Source organism: Emticicia agri (assembly GCF_004168285.1).
In the GTDB taxonomy this organism is placed as follows: Bacteria; Bacteroidota; Bacteroidia; order Cytophagales; family Spirosomataceae; genus Emticicia; species Emticicia agri.
The window spans coordinates 1-17,814 of the sequence record NZ_SEWF01000062.1; the positions used below are offsets into that span (position 1 = coordinate 1).

The following is a 17,814-nucleotide window of genomic DNA, read 5'->3' on the forward strand; positions in this document are numbered from 1 at the left end:
GAATGATAGTTTTTCAAATCTTCGAGCGATATTATCCCCTTGCCTCGTTCCATTTCTTTCACTAATAAGTCGGCACATTCGCCCTCATAAAAACCTGCCCGTTTACGGGTCTGAATCAGACCTAACATTCTACCCAGGTCTTTTTGTATCAGGGTATCCCCTTTTTTCCATTCCTGTTTATCAGGCCGGATATAATACGGCGACTCCGGCGCATTTACTTTTACTACATCTGCTTTTACACGGTTTAGTCCAACGGCCTCTCGTTCGGTCAGCACAATGCCTTTATTGGCTAAAGCAATAGCAGGAGCCACTACTTTATCCCACGATAGTTTACCAAATTTCTCGTGCATGGTTACCATGCCATCTACCGACCCCGGCACACCGCTGGCCAGATGCCCCAATGTACTTAAACCTGCTATCGGCGTACCGTTGGCATCTAAATACATATCTCTGTGCGCTTTCATGGGTGCTTTTTCACGGAAATCGAGCGTATAATTTCCACCGTTTTTATCCCGATAAACTAAAAATCCGCCCCCGCCTAAGTTACCCGCCCACGGATATACTACCGCCAGCGCAAAATGGGTGGCAACGGCAGCATCAATGGCATTACCGCCTGCCTTGAGTATCTCGACACCCACCTGAGAAGCAATCGGATGAGCTGAAGCTACCATGCCATTTTCGGCTACTACACCTTTTTTATCATAAAAAGTCTGAATACCCGGCACATCTACCGCATATTCGCTTAAGCCTTTGATGGTTTGGTTTTGAGTGGGTTTGTTTTTGCAGGACGCAATCAGAAATAGAAGAAAGAAAAGATTTTTTTTCATTAAATTAGTTTTTAGGGTAATGAGTGCATTGCCAGAAACAAATTTAAGTTTTTTTAGAAATTTTTTATACTTCTATGACTCGAATCTCCAGATTCGAGGTAAAATTAATTACCACAATGGAATTGCTATAATAGAATTGTACCGTGCCTCTACTCGTCCGCAACAGGGTACGGTCGTCGCACGATGGCACGGTTAATTGGAGTGGAAATTTGCTTTTTTTGCAGAATGCTGTTCGGAGAACGGGAATTGCCGCAATGGAATTGTACTACCGTGTCATCGTGCGACGACCGTGCCTCTACTCGTCCGAACATGGGCATGGCACGGTTAATTGGAGCAAAATTGAAATAGGGTTTTGCACAATGCTGTTCAGAGAACAGCTGGGCGCACCAGACTGACACTTCAACTGATAACTCCGTTTCGGATATATATTCAGCCGAACAGGGAGTATGCTTTTCTTATAACTTCCGGCTTGCAAGGCAGGCGAGAATAATAGTTCTGACATTGGCGGCATATTCATCAAAATTGTAAGGCTTTGTTTTGAATATATTGGCGCCTTTGCGAATGGCATCTTCTTCAAGATGTTTATTGCTGGCAGTAGTGAGTACCGCACAAAAGGTATCTTTATGCTTGGTATCTGCCTGTATTTCTACCAATGCTTCTATGCCGTTTTTAAGGTGCATATTCACATCTAAAACAATCATGTCGAATTTTTCAGAAATTTTAAGCAGGTGCATTAGTTCTAATCCGTTATTGACGGTTGTCAACGCAACCGGAATCTTTACGAGTTGAACAGCTTCCTGAAAGAAATCTCTGTCATCTTCATCATCATCGGCTAATACGATTTTTAATATTTCCGGCATTGGTGATGTATAAGTTGATGAACATCTGGCATAGAAACCCTTTTGTTCTCTTGCTGATTTTCAAATATAGTAACAGAAAATCAATTTTTTATCAATATATTTTTTAAATGCTTTAATTGCCTGAGACACAAAAAGGGTTTCTTATCCGGAAATACTGTAAAGGTATGAGTACGTTTATAAAAGGTTAGTACGAAGCGCATAGTTAATCATTTTTTAAATAAGTATAAATACTTACCCACAAAAATATTCGTAAAAAACCCGAATCTTCGCCTAAAGCTAACAAAGTCGATTATTAATACATAGGTAAAGTAAAATATTTCAGAAAAAACTTTGGAAATGGACTAAATTCCTCTTAATTTTCGTTAGAAATTCAATAGCCGGAAAATTCTTTCCATCAGTTTGATAAACTGAGTGTTTTCATAAACTATTTGTCTGTAATCTTAGCGGCTGTATTCAGCTTAAACTTTGCAACGAGAAAGCATTTCTTCAATCAATAATCCCTCAAACTATACAATGGCAACTGTTTTTAATCTTAGAAATAAGGTATCAGAAGCACTCCAATTGAGTAAACTCATGGCTCAGAATACCTTCGGGAATGATTTTTTTGTGATGATAAAAATCAAGGTTGATGGCGAACCAACCATGAATTCGTTAAAGAAATTCAAGGATTTTTTAGAAAAAGAGCGACTCAGGTATGTATCATCTTTCTCTTCCAAAATGGGAGTTATGAATATTTCGATATATAGTTATTAGGCTTCTGCCCTAAGCAAAACTAAAAGATGAAAAATCCTGTTCAGCATAAGCGAACAGGACTTTTTTATTGAGGGAGTTAATGGTTATACAATAAAAGTAATGACAAATGGCTATCAGTTGTCTGTGAATCATTGGTAGTGAAAGGTCTTATTTATTGGCTAATCTATCTGTCAGTTTTTCAAAATTATGCCCCCGTTCCTCAATAACTGCATCAATAGTTTGGTAATAATTGAGTCCTGCTAATCCTGTTCCTGACGGAGACATAGTTGTTTCGGTAATCAGGTAACCGTTATCGAGCAGAAAAAAGCCTTTATCATCACTTTCTTCAAACCAGATAAAATCTACTATCCGGCTGTCTTTCAAGTACTTTAATTTGTTTTCTACATATTCCACTTGATAGGGTACATACTCTTTTACAGGAAATTCGTACCCGAATAAAACCTTTACCCATTTATTAAAAAAGCGGGATTGTCTGCGCCGATGGTTCTCTGCAATTTCTCCGATGGATTGATTGGCTTTGTTTACATGATATACCGGATAGTCAGCCAGGTCTTTAAATATACTTACCGCTCCTTTTTTTACTTCAACTGTTTCTAACTCGACTGAATCAGAATAAAACCAGGGAATATGACTAACCCATTGTTTATCCAGTTCAATGAAACATTCTGCTGTATCAAGCCATCCCTGCGTCTGGCCATACAAGCAATAAATATTGGTTATTTTTTTCCCTATTATCTCTTCAAAAAGCATTGATTCAGGTTTGTGTTTTGTGCTATAAAATTCGGAAAAGTTTTTCGGGATTAGGTATGATTTTATGGAGTTTATTATATTGGATTTTATTCACCTCATACACTGGCTTTTTATATTACTTCAACCTGCTCTATCTATCACCTTGCTATTTTCAGGCTTCTTTACAATACCGGATAATTCTCATAAAACCTCAGTAAATTATCTTCTATAGTGCTGATAAGATAAGTGCCATAATGAACATCAACGATGGCTTTTAAATCGCCCAGTGAGTTCATATCTTCCAGAATAACCTGTAAATCTTTCAAGGATAGTTCCGGATATGTTTCGTTATTAAATAATTCCTGATGATTCATCCATAATTCAGGCACTTTTATCTGCTTTTCATGACAAATAGCATCAATCCGGTTATCGCCCATAAAAGCATCACACGAACGATGATAGACAATCTGACTACCGCTAAAACTGAACCCTGCTTCGTGATACAAAACCGCATGTTCCCAGGGACATTGCAGTTCATTCTCGGCACCGCAGGCTTGCAAAAAAATCTTTTCTAAATGTTGGTTAACCAATCCATACAATTTATTGAGGTTTTTCTTATCATAACCATTTCTGAAACGCACATTGTCCAACTCAAAACCTGCTAATCGGCTATAATTGATTTTAAGATTTATCAATCCATCTTGTCGGGCTGTTGTGCCACCGTCATAGTGTAGTCCGTTTAATTGCAGGTCTAAGTACATTTCATCTTCATAAACCGGATAAGGGAATGTAATTTCAAGTTGTTTATCCGAATGTATGATTGCCTCAAAAAAGCCTGGTTTTTCCAAATCTCCAGGACTCAGTTCTGTTTCTTTACCCAATACCCACCGCTCTCTGCAAACAATACCTGCATAGTTTTTCATAGGTACCATTTGTGTCAATAAATAACGAATGGCGTTTTCGTACTGTGTTTCTGCACACAAGAAAGACAAGGTCATAATTCGGCTCATCGAAATAGGTTATTTAACATTTTTAGAGTCCGGTATCGGAATCGAACCGATTACGTATGTTTTGCAGACAAACGCCCATCCATTGAGCATACCGGACAAACAAGCACATCGGGTAAGAATCGAACTTACATTTCTGGTTTTGGAGACCAACGTTTTACCATTAAACAACCGATGTATATAGAGATTTTTGGCGAGATAAGCGGCAACAAAAAAGCCGCTTAGTGTTCACACCAAGCGGCTCATTATATCTTCAGAAACGGATATAGCTATCTTGCTTGATGCGGACTTAGCCCGTACCAACAAGAGAATGCGTTATATACCATTTGATTTTTCATACGGCAAAGGTAGAAAAAAATTTATTTATCGTGCAAGAGTTTTCTTAAAATTTTCTTAAAATCATTCCCTTTCTCCTTTAACCCCCTATTCCTCCCCCACCTTCACCAGTTTAATATTCATATATGGTGCCCATACTTTTTCGTGGTTTAATTGTTCCCATACGCCGGAAAAAACTGTGTCATTTTCGCTGAATTTGCCTCTGAATAGCATCGATTCGCCTTTAAATATCCATAAGTCATCCACGTGGGTGGCAGTCATCAGGGTCGAGTGCCCCTTATTGTCATAACTTTGCATCGTAAAGTGGTTGGCCGATTCGTCAAACCCAATCACTTCTAAGGTCTGCACGTGATTGTCGCCCATCAGTACGTCCACTTTGTGCAATAAAAAAAAGTTACCGGGTAGCCACTCGTAGGTGTCTGTTCCTTTCACTTCTATGGCTGCATGGCTGGCAGTTGGCAATACTACTCCCTCTGTATGCCATTGGCCTGCAAATTTGTTTAAATGTCCGAGTGCAATTGTTTTGTTCTCCATGTTTCTGATTATTATTAAGTTGTGCACTCATCTAACTCTGCGACTATGCCCTTTGTTTAAAAATAATCAGTATAAAACTCCTTAACCTAATTGATTCATTTCCTGCACCAAAGCCTCAATCAACACTTTAGCATCTTTGTATTTAAGCAACGAGGCCGATTGCCCTGCCCAGAATGATTTAAAATCAGGGTTACTGCTTGAGGTAGCCGGATAGGCTTTCAGGTGTCCCATAAATTTGCCTTGTAATGGGTATGGTGCCATCAGATGTCCTTTGTCTTTCAGTTCTTCAGTCAGTCTGTTTTTTAACCCTCTCGACAGTCGGCCCGTAAAAACTTTGGTGAGGATAGTGTATCGGGCATCTGGTGCAAACAAACGGTCTTTGTGGTCTTGCGTGGCATTTGATTGAGTTGTTGCCAGAAAAGCCGTTCCTATCTGTACGGCATCGGCACCCAATGTCAGGGCCGCTTTTATTCCTCTCGCATCAGCAATCCCTCCTGCGGCAATCACCGGAATCTTCACGGCATCTGCCACCTGCGGAATCAAGGCAAACAACCCTGTGAGAGAATCTTCTGCCGAACGCAGAAACGACACCCGATGCCCGCCTGCCTCCATACCTGTGGCTACAATGGCATCTACGCCTGCTTTTTCAAGCGCAATGGCTTCGTCAACTGTGGTGGCTGTTCCAACCGTTTTAATACCCAGCCTACGACACTTCTCTAAATCATTGGCTAAGGGTATGCCGTACACAAAGCTGAAAACAGCGGGTTTCACCTCAAAAATAGCCTGCAACTGGTCTTCATATTTGGGGCCAAGATTCTGGGGTCTTTCAGGGATAGGTAAACCTAATTCATCAAAATAGGGTTTGAATAAGGCGGTGAGGGTTTTATAATCGTTATCATCAAAATCGGCCAGACGGGCATCACGGTCATTTACCCAAAGATTGAGGTTGAAAGGCTTGTTTGTCTGCTTGCGTATAGTCGTGGCCGTTTCAATAATCTGTTCGGGAGTATAGGGTTGCATGCCAAACGAACCCAGACCTCCGGCATTGGCTACGGTGGTTGTGAGTTCAACAGATGAGAGGCCACCCCCAAACGGCCCCTGTACAATCGGGTAGCTGATACCTAATAAATCGGTAAATCGGGTTTTGTTCCACATTTTTTTATCGTTTTTTGCTGTACCTTTCAAGGTATCAATATTAGCCCCTAAGGCTGATACCGACAAGGTTTTTATCACATTTCTTCTTTGCATAGCTGTTTATATTGGTTGAAACAGTGGCAAAGTTCGGGTATGCCAAACGGCAGTGCGAGGACATACCTCAACGATTTGATGTGATATACCTCACATTATTTATCGGATTGACGAAAACGACTGAGGGTTTCACGGGTAACGCCGAGATAAGAGGCTATGAGGTGTTTGGGGACTTTCTGAAAAAGTTCGGGATATTGTTGCAGGAGTTGGTCGTAGCGTTCTTGGGCGGTGCTGCTCAATAAAGACAGGATTCTCTGTTGCAGGGCCACATTGCGTTTATTGGTTTTCTTTCTGAAAAAATGCTCTATTTTATGGTATTCGGCACAGAGTTTCTCCCGATTGGCATACGATAAACACAGCAGTTCGCTGGGTTCTATGCAATCAATGTTCATGGTGGCCACTGATTGCCCGTAATACGCCTGATAATCGGTTATCCACCAGTCGGGCATGCCAAACTGGATGATGTGTTCTTTGCCGTTGACATCGGTGCTGTAAGATTTCAGACAACCGCTCAGAATAAAAAAATCATGTGCTACTACCTGCCCTTCCTGCACCACAAACTGATGTTTTTTAAACTTTTTGCTGACAAAATGAGAAAGAATATGCGCAAACTCGGCATCGGTCAGCAAAACAATTTTTTCGATATGTTGCCTCAGTAGCTCGCTCATATACAAGATTTTGTGCACAAAGATACACGAAAAAAGGTCAGTTATGCACAGGTCTGCTGCCCTACTTTTCCGGTAACACCCCTCTCCTTTTTTGAGGAGAGGGGGCTGGGGGGTGAGGAGATGTAGGTCAATTGCTGCCCGACTTTTTCTGACAACCAGCACATAACCCGACCCGATTAAATACGATTGTGCCCTCCCCTATTTTTTTATCAGTTTTTTCAACTCGGCAATTTCGTTTTTGAGCAAATCTATTTCCTTTTGCTGCTCCTGAATGGCTTTAATGGCTATTACGCCAATACGTGAGTAGTCCATCGTGTAAAACTGCTCGCCTTTGTCGTTGGTATTGTCGTACACAATTTCAGGAAAATATTTCAGTGCATCTTGTGCCATCAAACCTATTTCGGTTTTAGCAGAGTTTAACCGCTGATACGATTTCACTTCCATTTTCATCACATCGGCCAATATACTGTTATAATCTTTGATATTGGTTTTGAGGCGTTTGTCTGATATGGCAGTATAGGCACCAGTAGCTGCATCAATAGAACCTCTTAGCACACCCTTGCAATAAAACAACAAATCGCCTGTGCCATTGGCGGCATACATAGTCCAGTTCGACAGATTAGGGCCTGTATTCAGTATTCTCAGCCCGCTCATTCCTTCGGTATCTCCCATCGGATGCCGCACATCAAGGTCAACCTTAGGGTCGGTAGTAAAAGCCATCTGATAAGGTATTTTTTTACCTACTACCAAACCTGCACCATCGCCATCTGAATTAAATCCGGTAACGTTAATTCCGGCTCCGGTTCCCTGCGCAATCACTTTTAAGGCGTCTTTGGTATTATAGGGTAAGATAGTGTTTATTTCCATGCCACCTCCCAAACCCAGATTCTGCACATAAATTACCTCTTTAGTATTGCCCGACATACTCAAAAAGTAGCCCGCATGGCCGGAACCAGAATTGGCATAAAGCCCGATGCCACTTTCTGAAAAGGCCTTCACTCCGTATAACGTGCCAGACTCCCCAACCACACCTATCCCTTTCACAGATTGCCCGTATATGCCTGTTCCGCCTCCTGAATGTGCACCCCAGATTCCGAAACCACCAAAATCGGTTCCGAGGTTTTCTCCTCTGATGGCCGCCGATTTCAAGCCATTGGTAGGCGAACTCACCACGCCTCTTATGGCATAAGAATGTGGGTCAGGGCTTGGATTTGATACGGTTATATTATCGGGATTTATAGTGGCCGACTGTGCAAAAGTCAAGCTTGCAGTACTCATTATCAAGCTTATCAGTAAAACTTGTTTTTTCATGGTTATTATCTGTTCGGATATTGATTTATTTTTTCTCCAGGGCTTCCACTTTCTGAATCAGTAATTCAATGGCTGCCTGATGTTTCTGCAATTGTTTCTGTTGTTCATCAATGGTTTGTTGTTGTCTGGCAATGAGGCTTTGCTGTTCCTGAATCGCTTTAATGGCTATCACCCCTATACGTGAGTAGTCCATCGTATAAAACTGCTCACCTTTATCGTTGGTATTGTCGTACACAATCTCCGGAAAAATCTTGAGTGCATCCTGTGCCATCAGACCGATTTCCGTTTTGTCAGAATTCGTTCGTCGATAAGACTTCACTTCCATTTTCATGACATTTGCCAGACTTGCCGGATACTCACTGATATTGGTTTTCATTCTCTTGTCCGACACTACCGTGTAAGCGCCTGTCGCGCCATTGAATGTACCTCTGACAGCCGACTTGGCATATAATAGCATATCGCCCGAATAATTTACTGTATAAAATGTCCAGCTTGCCGCATTAGGTCCTGTATTAAAAAGCCTTAGCCCCGTAGTGCCTATTGACTTTTCTATCGTATGTCTTACCTCAAAGTCTGCGATGGCCTCTGTTGTATAAGGGTCTGGATATGCCTTTTCTTTACCTACAACCATACCGGCTCCTATTCCGTTGGCATTCAGGTTTTTAATGAGTGCGCCGGGGCCTGTACCTACTGTATAAGCTGCTAACCCCGGATTGGCATTGGCTGTATTTTTCAGAGAAATATTTAAGCCTGTACCCAGGTTTTTTGCCTGAATACCCACTACCTCGCTGGTAGTAGTAGAAGTACTGGTACTAAACTGGGCAGCAGACTGAGCCTGAGATTCTGCAAAAAGCCCTGTGCCTTCAATAGACGAAACCAATAAGCCAAGCCCTTTATCGGAGCTTGCTCTGATGGCTGTTCCTGCCCCAAAATGAGTGGCCCATAAGGCAATTCCATCTGTGGTAGTGCTATAATTATCTGCCCTGATAGTGGTAGAAAACTTACCAGGTATCGGGTTATTCATCACAGCCTTCAGCGCAAAAGCCGACTCCTCGGCACTATTGCTGATAAACGCTGACGAGTGGGGAAGTATGGTTGCCGATTGGGCAAAAGCAAGCCCCGACAGAGCTAAAGAAAGCCCCATCAACAAGAGGTATTTATTCATGGTTTCTGATTATTTCTTTACAAAGGTATATACAGAAACCAATCATAAAACACTTACTATCATTTATTTAGCTCTAATTTTACTCAACGGCAAAAACACCTGCTATAATTTGAGTAAGCGGCAAAAAATAGAGAAAGAAAAAAAATGTATGACGATTTTATTAGGTTTCAAGAAATAGGCGTTCTTAAAATTATTATGTTTTTTTTCGTACAGACGCATTGCATGCGTCTCCAAAGGTCTTTAAATACCTTAAAATGGTCTATTAGTTTTTATCCATAAATAGCATTTATTGGATTGCAAAGGCTTGTGAAGACGCATGCAATGCGTCTCTACCAGAAAACGAAATATAAAGAAGATTTTCCCCAATAAACCCTCTAAATCACCCACAAAAGCCTCAGAAATAGAAATCAATATCCCCGTTATCACGACTCACCAGGCGGTTATTTTTTTGTTTTTCCATAATCCTGTTTTTCAAAGCCGTCCTTGTGATTTGTTTTTTCAAGGTAAGATTCATCATTTTTAATCCGGTACTCACACAGTCAGACTCTCCGATGGTGAGAGGTGTAGCGCCTGCTACCAATACCTCCGACACGCTGCAGTGCATATCCCCAAACTCCATCATTTCTGAATATATCCTCAGGTTGCCATCGTCAGCCAATTGCATTTCTAATTTCATCCCTCCTTTCTTTTCTTTGAAGATGTGCATCGACTCTACATAGCGGTTGTGGTAGGGCTGGTACGGTTGTATTTCGGTATCCTCTTTACAGGTTAACTCAATTTCGGTAGAATCGGGCAAGGTTTTAGTAAACGAAATAGTCTTTGCCGTAACGGCTCCGTATTTTTTCTCTATTGTCTCAGCTATTAATAGGTCTTTTTGTCGGTTGATGCTTACATTCACCTTGCTTTCTTTGCCTTTATACCCTTTCATGGTCAGCACTCCCTCCTGCTCGCTGAGTTCTTTTGTCATAAAATCCTTATCAGAAAAATGTGTCAGCAGATATTCCCCCTCTTTAAAGGTGGAATCATTGGCTTTTGGGTAAAGCATTATCCTGAAATTGTCGCCCTCCCGTTTACCTTCCGATAATAGCTTTTGAGTGTTATCGTGCATGGTCATGGCTATTATCTTACCATCTTTTAGTGTCATTTCTTTCAGCTGAGTGCTGTATTCGATATAAGTAATAGTGCCCTCAAAGGCCGATGCAGCATTGATTGAATAAATTTTTCCATTTTTTTCCTGAAACTGACTGGCAAATGCAGCCTCATACGAACGGTCGAAATCGTCTAAATTGATGGTAATGGCAGGTTTTGCACAAGAAAACAGGCAAATAGCCCCTAACAAAACAAGAAAGCAGTTTTTCATAAAATACAGTATTTTAGTCAAGCCGATAATAAGCTGATTTTGCCGTAATGTTAGCAAGAATTATTGAGAATTGAAAAGGTGAGGGGGCGTGGGGCAGAGGGCATGGGGGTATTTTAATTTAACTGGCTGTAAATAACAGAGCATAAAATGAGCCGATGTTTCAATCAGTGAAAAGAACGTTAAACAAGCCATTTGAAAAAAATACGCTTGAATCAGGTAAATATTTAAAAAATTCCGTTACCTTACGTAACAAAACCAGTCTTTAAATTGTTAAAAAGAAAGTGTACTTTATGGATAAACTCAACGCTGAAAATAATCTGAGAGTTGCTAAAATGATGTTAGAAGAAATTATTGAAGAAAATGAAGTTGAGGAAAGACAAGAAGAGGTCGATGAACTGTTAGATTTCATCACACGAATGACTAAGCTGCTTAAAGAATTAAATGAAGATTAAATCGGGGTCAACGACTCTTTAAATGCTTAAATGACATGATAAAAGAACGTATCGCTACTAAAGAAAACGTAGCAGATTTTCTAAAAAAAGCCAATGCACAATTAGAGCAAATGCAAAATGCGCTGCATATCAATGGTGAAGCCATTATGCTGGGCGAATTTGTTACCATTAAGCGTTATTGTCAGCTATTTAATATAGAAGATACACAAGTGGTTTCTAACTGGATAAAGAGAGGCATTATCCCAGCTGAAAATATCCGGGAGATTGAAGAACTTAACGGCATAAAACTCATAAAGGCTGTTGCTTATAAGTAAATTTTCTACAGGGATTTTCTTCTGAAATGCCTATAAATATCGGGCATCTATCAAACAGATATGGGTGGGATAGCCAAGAACATTGCCAATCGATTTTTTCAATGATAGGCCACTTAGAATAGTCCGTTTCGAATACCATTTTTGAAATATCACTATTTACGCATTCAGTATTCAGCAATAAACAATCCCTTCTATCCCATTCTCCCATACCGTTTGAGAGGAATAATTTAGTGATTTAGTGATTTAGTGATTGAGGTAACTTCGCCTAATGTATTTATGATAAATTTGTGAAATCCATACTTTTAAAATTCAATAATCACTCAATCACTCAATCACTCAATTCCGGCGGCTCTCAATTCATTGGTGGTACTCAGTTTTTTATCGATGCTTTTGAGTAATTCAAGGTGCTTTAAATACTCTGAGTTATTGGCGATTTGTGTAAGGGCCAAAAGCTGACTACGGTTTACTTCGAGATTGGTAGCCTGAGTCATACGAATCGCATTCATTTGACCTTCTAAAACTCCGGCGGTTTCTTCGGTTATGGATTTGATTGAGCCGGAAAGGCCGTTGGCGTTACTATCGGTTTTATTAAATATATCAAAACCTAAATCTTTAAATTTATTTTTATGCAATTCCATATCTTTCAAAAACTGGTCTGTTGCCGGCAAAGCATTGGCATAAAACCTATTCAGGTCATCTTCAATAGTACCATCACCCGGCTTCCCATTCTCATCAACTCCATAAGACGCTTCAACATCCTTACCAAACTGGGTAATAACAGGTTTCAGTAGTTCAGTATATAAAGTTTGGATAACAATATTTTCTATGATTTTATCAATTGTATTACCCAAGGCCTCTGCGGCACTTTGTCCGGTTTTGAAAGCGTCAACCAAGGCGTTTTTCAAATCTTCTCCTACCTGTCCGGTCAGGCTTAGAATTGAATCCTGTAATTGCTTTTGTGCCAGGTCATACTGATTTACCCAGTCTAAGGTAGTTTGTAATTGTTGCTTGGTAGCTTCATCAACCGCATTAGAGGCAATCAGGCTTTGTGCTAATTCTTTATTGAAGCCTTTTACCCCACCAACCGCCTTATCATAAAGTGCCGGGTATTTATCTAAAATACCCACCAGTTTATCTTCTGTCTCAAACAATTTAGCAACGCCAAAAAGACCTGATGTTATACCTTTTATAAAATTTTTTCCACTTAACCCAACCGTTACCCCATCTTTTGCCTTGCCTGAATCGTTCAAAGTATCCATTGCACTATTAAATTTTTCTAAAGCATCAGTTCTGGCCGATATGGCATCTTCAATCTGACTTCCCGTATCTGCCGCAAAAATGTTTTCAGATTCTGTTTTAAGCCTTATTTCATCATTCAACAGTTTATTATAATAAGCCTGTTGTTGTGCAACTGATTGATAATAGGCTTTCTTTTTCTTATCATATTGTTGAATGGCAGCGGCAAGGTCATTGATAAATTCAATTGCTTTCTCTACAATTAGCAATGACGCTTCTTTATTAATTGCCTCCTTACTATCCTGAACGGCTTTGGCAACCTGTACAGGTTCCTTCGCATTTTGGATGGCAAGGTTGCGTTCTGAAATGATTTTGCCGAATTTAGAAGATTTGTCCAAAACCGTTGAGGCTTCAACAACCACGTCCCCTAAGTCGCTCATCATTTTAAGCACCCCTCCATTCTCTTTCTTGATGCCTGAAAACAGTTTTCCAACACTCGACAGGTAGCCAATCTGGTTTCTCAGCAGTTTTTCCTGCAATTCAATCAGGCTCAAAAATTGCTTTTTATATTCTTCCGAATTCTGTAAGCCGCTTTTGCTTAATTCTGCCAATACTTTCCTGGTATTTTTAATCTTCGACTTCAATACCTCATCTTCCGGGCCGATTAAAGTCTTCCCTAATTCTTTATAGGCTTCCGAGTTTTGTTTGATTGCCTCCTGCAACGCTATTTTTTCATCCTCGTTGATTTTCCTCAGGGCTTTGTCATAGGTCTCTGTTTTCTTATCTGCATATTGTTTATCAAGCGCCGCACGCAAATCGTTATACTTACCCTGTATTTTGATTTGGTTCTTTTCGTCTTTTTCAAGTTTGGTAATAAACTCATCAAACGCTTTTTTGCGGCTATCCTCTACTTCTGTGATTTTCACCGATAAAATTTTTTTCTTTTGAGTATCTTGTTCAGTGCTTCCTAATTTTGCATATTCCTCGTTTAGTTTCAGCAGGTATGCTGTCAGTGAAACCGTTTGATTTTTTATTTCTTCAATTCTTTTTTTGAAATCTTCAAGGCTTTCATCCATAGGGGTCGTATCAAACTCTTTTAATTCCTGGTTAAGTAGTCTGAATTCACTTCTGAGTGTAATCACACCCGAATTAATTTCGCCAAAAGTCTGAACAAATGCTTTAGCGCCCAAAAGACTTGTTGGACGCAAAAATGGCTCACCATTGTCTGGCTCTCCTATCTGCTTTATCCGCTTTTCAATATCGGTAAGCGTTTTATTAAAACTGGCAGCATCAATGGTTGCCGTAAAATGTAGATTTCCCATCTGGTAGTATTTGTTGTGTTGGATTTAAAGTAACAGCAAATATACAATTTATACTTACAACATAAGCATAAATTGATAAAAAAAATTTTAATGGCATTTTTGCAAAATATTAACCGCCATTTGTAGAGGGTTCAAAATTTTGAACCCTCTACCCTGATTTTTCAACCGACCATATTTCTCACCACAAAACAATTTTTCATTGAAAAAATTTTCGCCCGCCTCCAGCCTCATTTTAAAAAAAAAAGACAATCAAAAAAAAAGAACCATTGTAAGGAGTTACTACTATTACTATTATTTAGTTTAGTTTTGTTTAGTTTATATTATGGTGTCAGTTTAGGTATTAACTTAGGTATCAGTTTAGGGTATGGTTTAGCCATCAGTTTTTGACACCTAAAATCCTGTTAGGTATCATTTTCTGATACCTTAAATGTTCGTTAGCTGTCAGAATCTGACACCTAAAATCCCTGTTAGCTGTCAGAATCTGATACCTGAATGCAGGTATTACTACATAGTTTTCATTCTGTTTCTACCAAAATCTTCTATGGCTTGTCGATAAAAATACCTCCATTTATCCATTTATCTATTCCTTATTGCGTACGAATCTCCACATTCTTCTGCTTGAAAAAGCTATGGTACAGGCTTTTTATCAGGAAAACCGAGTTTTATCTACTTTCCTCTATTGAGTTGAAAGCACTATTTTCAGTAAATTATCAAATTAAATGTCAATTTTATGATACATACTACATTCATACAGAAGGTTTTCAGGGTCTTGCTGGGGTTGATACTTATTTATACAGGCATCGGGCATCTTACTTTTCTGAGGGCTGATTTTCCGGCACAAGTGCCTGACTGGGTACCTTTAGACACCGATCTGGTGGTGGTTTTATCGGGTATAGCCGAGATTCTGCTGGGTCTTGCGCTGTTGTTGATAAAAAGAAAACGGATACAGATTGGCTGGATAGTGGCGGTATTTTTTGTACTGATATTTCCGGGAAATATTGCTCAGTATGTCAATCACCGAGATGCTTTCGGGCTTGATACCGACCAGAAACGCCTGATACGGTTGTTTTTTCAGCCTGTTCTCATTAGCTGGGCTTTATGGAGCACAGGTGCCTGGAAAGCCTGGCGACTGCAACAGAAAGCACAAAAATTTAAACATGCGCATACCTGACAAACGGGTGAGGATTCTTTGCTACGCTTGTGGAAAGGTTCGGGCAATCTTTGCGCTTCATTTTTCTATCAGCCATTACCACTTGTCTGGCACAGATTTTTTTGATGAATGATATAACAATTAAACCATTACAACAATATGAATACAATAGAAAATACACCGAGACGCGAGGATGAAATTCCTGCCACTCAGCAACAAGGCAACCAAAATAGTAGCCAGCAAGCACAACAAAATAATGCCAATCAAGGTCAACAAGGACAAGGAAATACTGGTTCAACCCAACAGGGCGCCAATCAGAATAGTGGCGAACAGGAAGAACAAAGCGCGTATCGTGGACAAGGTGGAGAGGAGTTTGATGTAGATGCGAGCGATGCTGTTAACCGTCAAGCTGATTATTCAGGCAATAGTGAGAGAGATATTGAAGATTCAACATTGGATTCGGATCGGGACATTGAGTCTCAAAGAGATTCAGACCAGAACATAACTCCGGGCGATAAAGCCCCCAACAAAGATTTTAACAGATAGAGTAGCGTATGGCTATTTTCCACACACAGAAGAAGATGGTGAATCATGCAAATGGGTTCACCATTTTTTTTATTCGTTGGAGAAAGGAGGAAGGAAAATGGAGGTTGTTTGTATTGGATGATTTCAAACAATTCAGGCACAAAAAAAAATCTCACTTCCCTAAAAGAGAAGCGAGATTGGCGTTCTTATAGTAAATAAACAATCCTTTATTCAACCCAGTGGCTTACATAAATATCTCCCTGGTTATCGGTACAAACTAATTTGGTTGTGCCTATCTGCACGGTTTGCGCAAAACCGCCTGTAAAAAACAGATGTTTGCCTGTGCCAAAGGCCATAGAAGCAATAGCACCCTGGTTCACTTGTCTGTACAAAAACATGCTGTTGCTCTGGTATTTGGTAACGACATGGTTATACCCTCCCGGATTAAACGGATTATCGATATATTCGCCCGGATTAGCCCAGGTATATACATCGTTCTCCGCATTAATCTTGAACCCTGCGGCATTTTCAACCGTTTTCAACCATCTGAGATAGCCACCTAACGAATCATACTTCACCAAAAAATGGGTATGTCCGGCACTGGTATAAATGGTGTTGCCCGGATAAAAATTACCTGAACTGCCCCCCAACGAACCCAAAATAACCGGCTCGTTATCAGGCCCTATTTTAATGCTGATGCCTTTGTCGTCGCCTGTGCCTCCCCCATTTCTTACCCATTCAAAAAACCCGGCATTGGTATATTTCACCGCAAAAAAATCGGTGGCATCTACGGCATTGGTTACATTGCCATCAAAACTGGCCGCTCCCGAAAAACTGCCTATGGCATACACTTCTCCGGTGTTAGACAGGGCAAGGTCAGACACATAATCGGTGCCGCTTCCTCCAGCCTGTTTAAACCAGGCCAATGTTCCGGCGGTGGTATATTTACAAATCAATATATCTTTATCGCCTGCCGAGCTCAGGTTATTACCTTCGATACTGATGTTTCCGGTAAAAGCCCCTGCATAAAAAGACTCACCACTGGCATTTACCTTTATGAGTCCATTATTGGTTACTCCTTTTACCCAAAGCGGCGTTCCACCGTTCGATAATTTCATTACAAAGCACTCACGCCCTACGCTGGCAGTAGTAGAAAGTGGCGTCATGGTCATCGTACCCGAATATTCTCCGGTGATATACACATTGGTGCCATTATCTAAATAAATTCCTCTCACGGCCTGTATATTTCCAGTCTGCCCCAAAGTGCTTTTTTGCCAGGCGATACTACCATCGCTCTGAAATTTCATCACTTTTATCTGATAATTGGCATTGTAAGGTACTGCCGAGGTTACATATACGTTTCGGTTGCTATCTAATACGAGCCATGCCCCGCCATCGCCATTAATTGAAGTATCTTTAAACTCCCAGATTAATTTACCGTCGGCTGCAAACTTGGCCACATATAACTGCGAATAGTAATCGCACATATACCCTGTTATATACACGTTGTTATCGTTGTCGGTGGCAATGTCTGTTACACGGTCAGGAGCCAGCGTTGAATTGTATTTTTTCTGCCAGGCAAAACCAGCTAATTTTCCGTCGCCTTCGGTTTGTGAAGTACATAGCCATTGTGTACCTGTATAATATTTCAGGCATTTAAAGGTGGTATCGAAAGCCATCATACCCGCCTGCGGGTCAGGAATGGCCTGTATCTGGTTGTAAGAAAGTCGGGGCAGCTGAACATTTCCCTGCGTACCCGGTGTAATGGTAACTGATTGAGCCACAAGCAAACGGCTGATAAATAATAAAGCAGCAATTGATAGAAGATTTTTCATGTGTCACTTTTAAGTGTTATGGAATCGTTTTCAAGGGGCTTGACTTGAAGTGTTTCAGAAAGGTTGTAATGGGGTAGAGAATTGTTGGAGCAGAGGGCTTGGGCATGGGGCATGGGGCATGGGGCATGGGGCTTGGGGCATGGGGCATGGGGCATGGGGCTTGGGGCTTGGGGCATGGGGCA

General features: G+C 40.6%; 18 protein-coding genes and 2 tRNA genes. 6 read left to right on the forward strand and 14 right to left on the reverse strand.

Annotation, left to right across the window (positions count from 1 at the left end):
- Nucleotides 1-827 (reverse strand): gamma-glutamyltransferase (locus EWM59_RS24355; RefSeq protein ID WP_207220061.1); only part of this gene is annotated, 827 nt, incomplete at its 3' end.
- A 225-nt stretch (nucleotides 828-1,052) separates the two neighbouring features.
- Between EWM59_RS24355 and EWM59_RS28620 the strand changes: the two genes are divergently transcribed.
- Nucleotides 1,053-1,175, forward strand: coding sequence for a hypothetical protein (locus EWM59_RS28620; protein ID WP_262709309.1), 123 nt, complete (start codon nucleotides 1,053-1,055; stop codon nucleotides 1,173-1,175).
- 107 nt (nucleotides 1,176-1,282) lie between these two features.
- Here the strand turns inward: EWM59_RS28620 and EWM59_RS24360 are convergent, their stop codons facing one another.
- A complete protein-coding gene (locus EWM59_RS24360) occupies nucleotides 1,283-1,687 on the reverse strand; it encodes a response regulator (protein WP_130023855.1) in 405 nt (134 codons plus the stop codon).
- A 513-nt stretch (nucleotides 1,688-2,200) separates the two neighbouring features.
- On the opposite strand from EWM59_RS24360, the gene EWM59_RS24365 reads away from it, so the two are divergent.
- Nucleotides 2,201-2,440, forward strand: a complete 240-nt coding sequence (locus EWM59_RS24365) for a hypothetical protein (RefSeq protein ID WP_130023856.1) — start codon at nucleotides 2,201-2,203, stop codon at nucleotides 2,438-2,440.
- A gap of 147 nt (nucleotides 2,441-2,587) precedes the next feature.
- On the opposite strand, the gene EWM59_RS24370 is transcribed toward EWM59_RS24365, so the two are convergent.
- From EWM59_RS24370 to EWM59_RS24415, 10 genes are all read right to left on the reverse strand, one after another.
- Complete coding sequence (locus tag EWM59_RS24370; RefSeq protein ID WP_130023857.1) at nucleotides 2,588-3,190, reverse strand: hypothetical protein; 603 nt, start codon at nucleotides 3,188-3,190, stop codon at nucleotides 2,588-2,590.
- Nucleotides 3,191-3,351: 161 nt separating this feature from the next.
- Entirely contained in the window at nucleotides 3,352-4,179 is an 828-nt protein-coding gene (locus tag EWM59_RS24375; RefSeq protein ID WP_130023858.1) for a hypothetical protein, read from the reverse strand.
- Nucleotides 4,180-4,205: 26 nt separating this feature from the next.
- A tRNA-Cys gene (locus tag EWM59_RS24380) sits at nucleotides 4,206-4,276 on the reverse strand.
- A 7-nt stretch (nucleotides 4,277-4,283) separates the two neighbouring features.
- A tRNA-Trp gene (locus tag EWM59_RS24385) sits at nucleotides 4,284-4,354 on the reverse strand.
- Between the two features lie 245 nt (nucleotides 4,355-4,599).
- On the reverse strand, nucleotides 4,600-5,046 hold the full coding sequence (locus EWM59_RS24390) for a DUF1579 family protein (RefSeq protein ID WP_130023859.1): 447 nt from the start codon (nucleotides 5,044-5,046) through the stop codon (nucleotides 4,600-4,602).
- Between the two features lie 81 nt (nucleotides 5,047-5,127).
- Nucleotides 5,128-6,294: an NAD(P)H-dependent flavin oxidoreductase gene (locus tag EWM59_RS24395; protein ID WP_229239429.1), complete on the reverse strand. Its 1,167-nt coding sequence runs from the start codon at nucleotides 6,292-6,294 to the stop codon at nucleotides 5,128-5,130.
- 95 nt (nucleotides 6,295-6,389) lie between these two features.
- Nucleotides 6,390-6,962, reverse strand: coding sequence for a Crp/Fnr family transcriptional regulator (locus EWM59_RS24400; RefSeq protein WP_130023860.1), 573 nt, complete (start codon nucleotides 6,960-6,962; stop codon nucleotides 6,390-6,392).
- Between the two features lie 198 nt (nucleotides 6,963-7,160).
- Entirely contained in the window at nucleotides 7,161-8,273 is a 1,113-nt protein-coding gene (locus EWM59_RS24405) for a tail fiber domain-containing protein (protein WP_130023861.1), read from the reverse strand.
- A 25-nt stretch (nucleotides 8,274-8,298) separates the two neighbouring features.
- A complete protein-coding gene (locus EWM59_RS24410; RefSeq protein ID WP_130023862.1) occupies nucleotides 8,299-9,438 on the reverse strand; it encodes a tail fiber domain-containing protein in 1,140 nt (379 codons plus the stop codon).
- A 394-nt stretch (nucleotides 9,439-9,832) separates the two neighbouring features.
- On the reverse strand, nucleotides 9,833-10,798 hold the full coding sequence (locus EWM59_RS24415; RefSeq protein WP_130023863.1) for a hypothetical protein: 966 nt from the start codon (nucleotides 10,796-10,798) through the stop codon (nucleotides 9,833-9,835).
- Between the two features lie 290 nt (nucleotides 10,799-11,088).
- Between EWM59_RS24415 and EWM59_RS27845 the strand changes: the two genes are divergently transcribed.
- Entirely contained in the window at nucleotides 11,089-11,250 is a 162-nt protein-coding gene (locus tag EWM59_RS27845; protein ID WP_165372287.1) for a hypothetical protein, read from the forward strand.
- Between the two features lie 35 nt (nucleotides 11,251-11,285).
- Nucleotides 11,286-11,564: a hypothetical protein gene (locus tag EWM59_RS24420; RefSeq protein WP_130023864.1), complete on the forward strand. Its 279-nt coding sequence runs from the start codon at nucleotides 11,286-11,288 to the stop codon at nucleotides 11,562-11,564.
- Between the two features lie 332 nt (nucleotides 11,565-11,896).
- On the opposite strand, the gene EWM59_RS24425 is transcribed toward EWM59_RS24420, so the two are convergent.
- Nucleotides 11,897-14,122, reverse strand: coding sequence for a coiled-coil domain-containing protein (locus tag EWM59_RS24425; RefSeq protein WP_130023865.1), 2,226 nt, complete (start codon nucleotides 14,120-14,122; stop codon nucleotides 11,897-11,899).
- A 730-nt stretch (nucleotides 14,123-14,852) separates the two neighbouring features.
- Between EWM59_RS24425 and EWM59_RS24430 the strand changes: the two genes are divergently transcribed.
- Both EWM59_RS24430 and EWM59_RS24435 read left to right on the forward strand, forming a co-directional pair.
- Nucleotides 14,853-15,293 (forward strand): DoxX family protein, encoded by a 441-nt coding sequence (locus tag EWM59_RS24430; RefSeq protein WP_130023866.1) that lies wholly within the window; start codon nucleotides 14,853-14,855, stop codon nucleotides 15,291-15,293.
- A gap of 138 nt (nucleotides 15,294-15,431) precedes the next feature.
- Nucleotides 15,432-15,818 carry a hypothetical protein gene (locus tag EWM59_RS24435; protein ID WP_130023867.1) on the forward strand — a complete coding sequence of 129 codons (387 nt, stop codon included), beginning with the start codon at nucleotides 15,432-15,434 and terminating at the stop codon, nucleotides 15,816-15,818.
- Nucleotides 15,819-16,024: 206 nt separating this feature from the next.
- On the opposite strand, the gene EWM59_RS24440 is transcribed toward EWM59_RS24435, so the two are convergent.
- A complete protein-coding gene (locus tag EWM59_RS24440; RefSeq protein ID WP_130023868.1) occupies nucleotides 16,025-17,632 on the reverse strand; it encodes a phage tail-like protein in 1,608 nt (535 codons plus the stop codon).
- Between the last annotated feature and the right edge of the window lie 182 nt (nucleotides 17,633-17,814).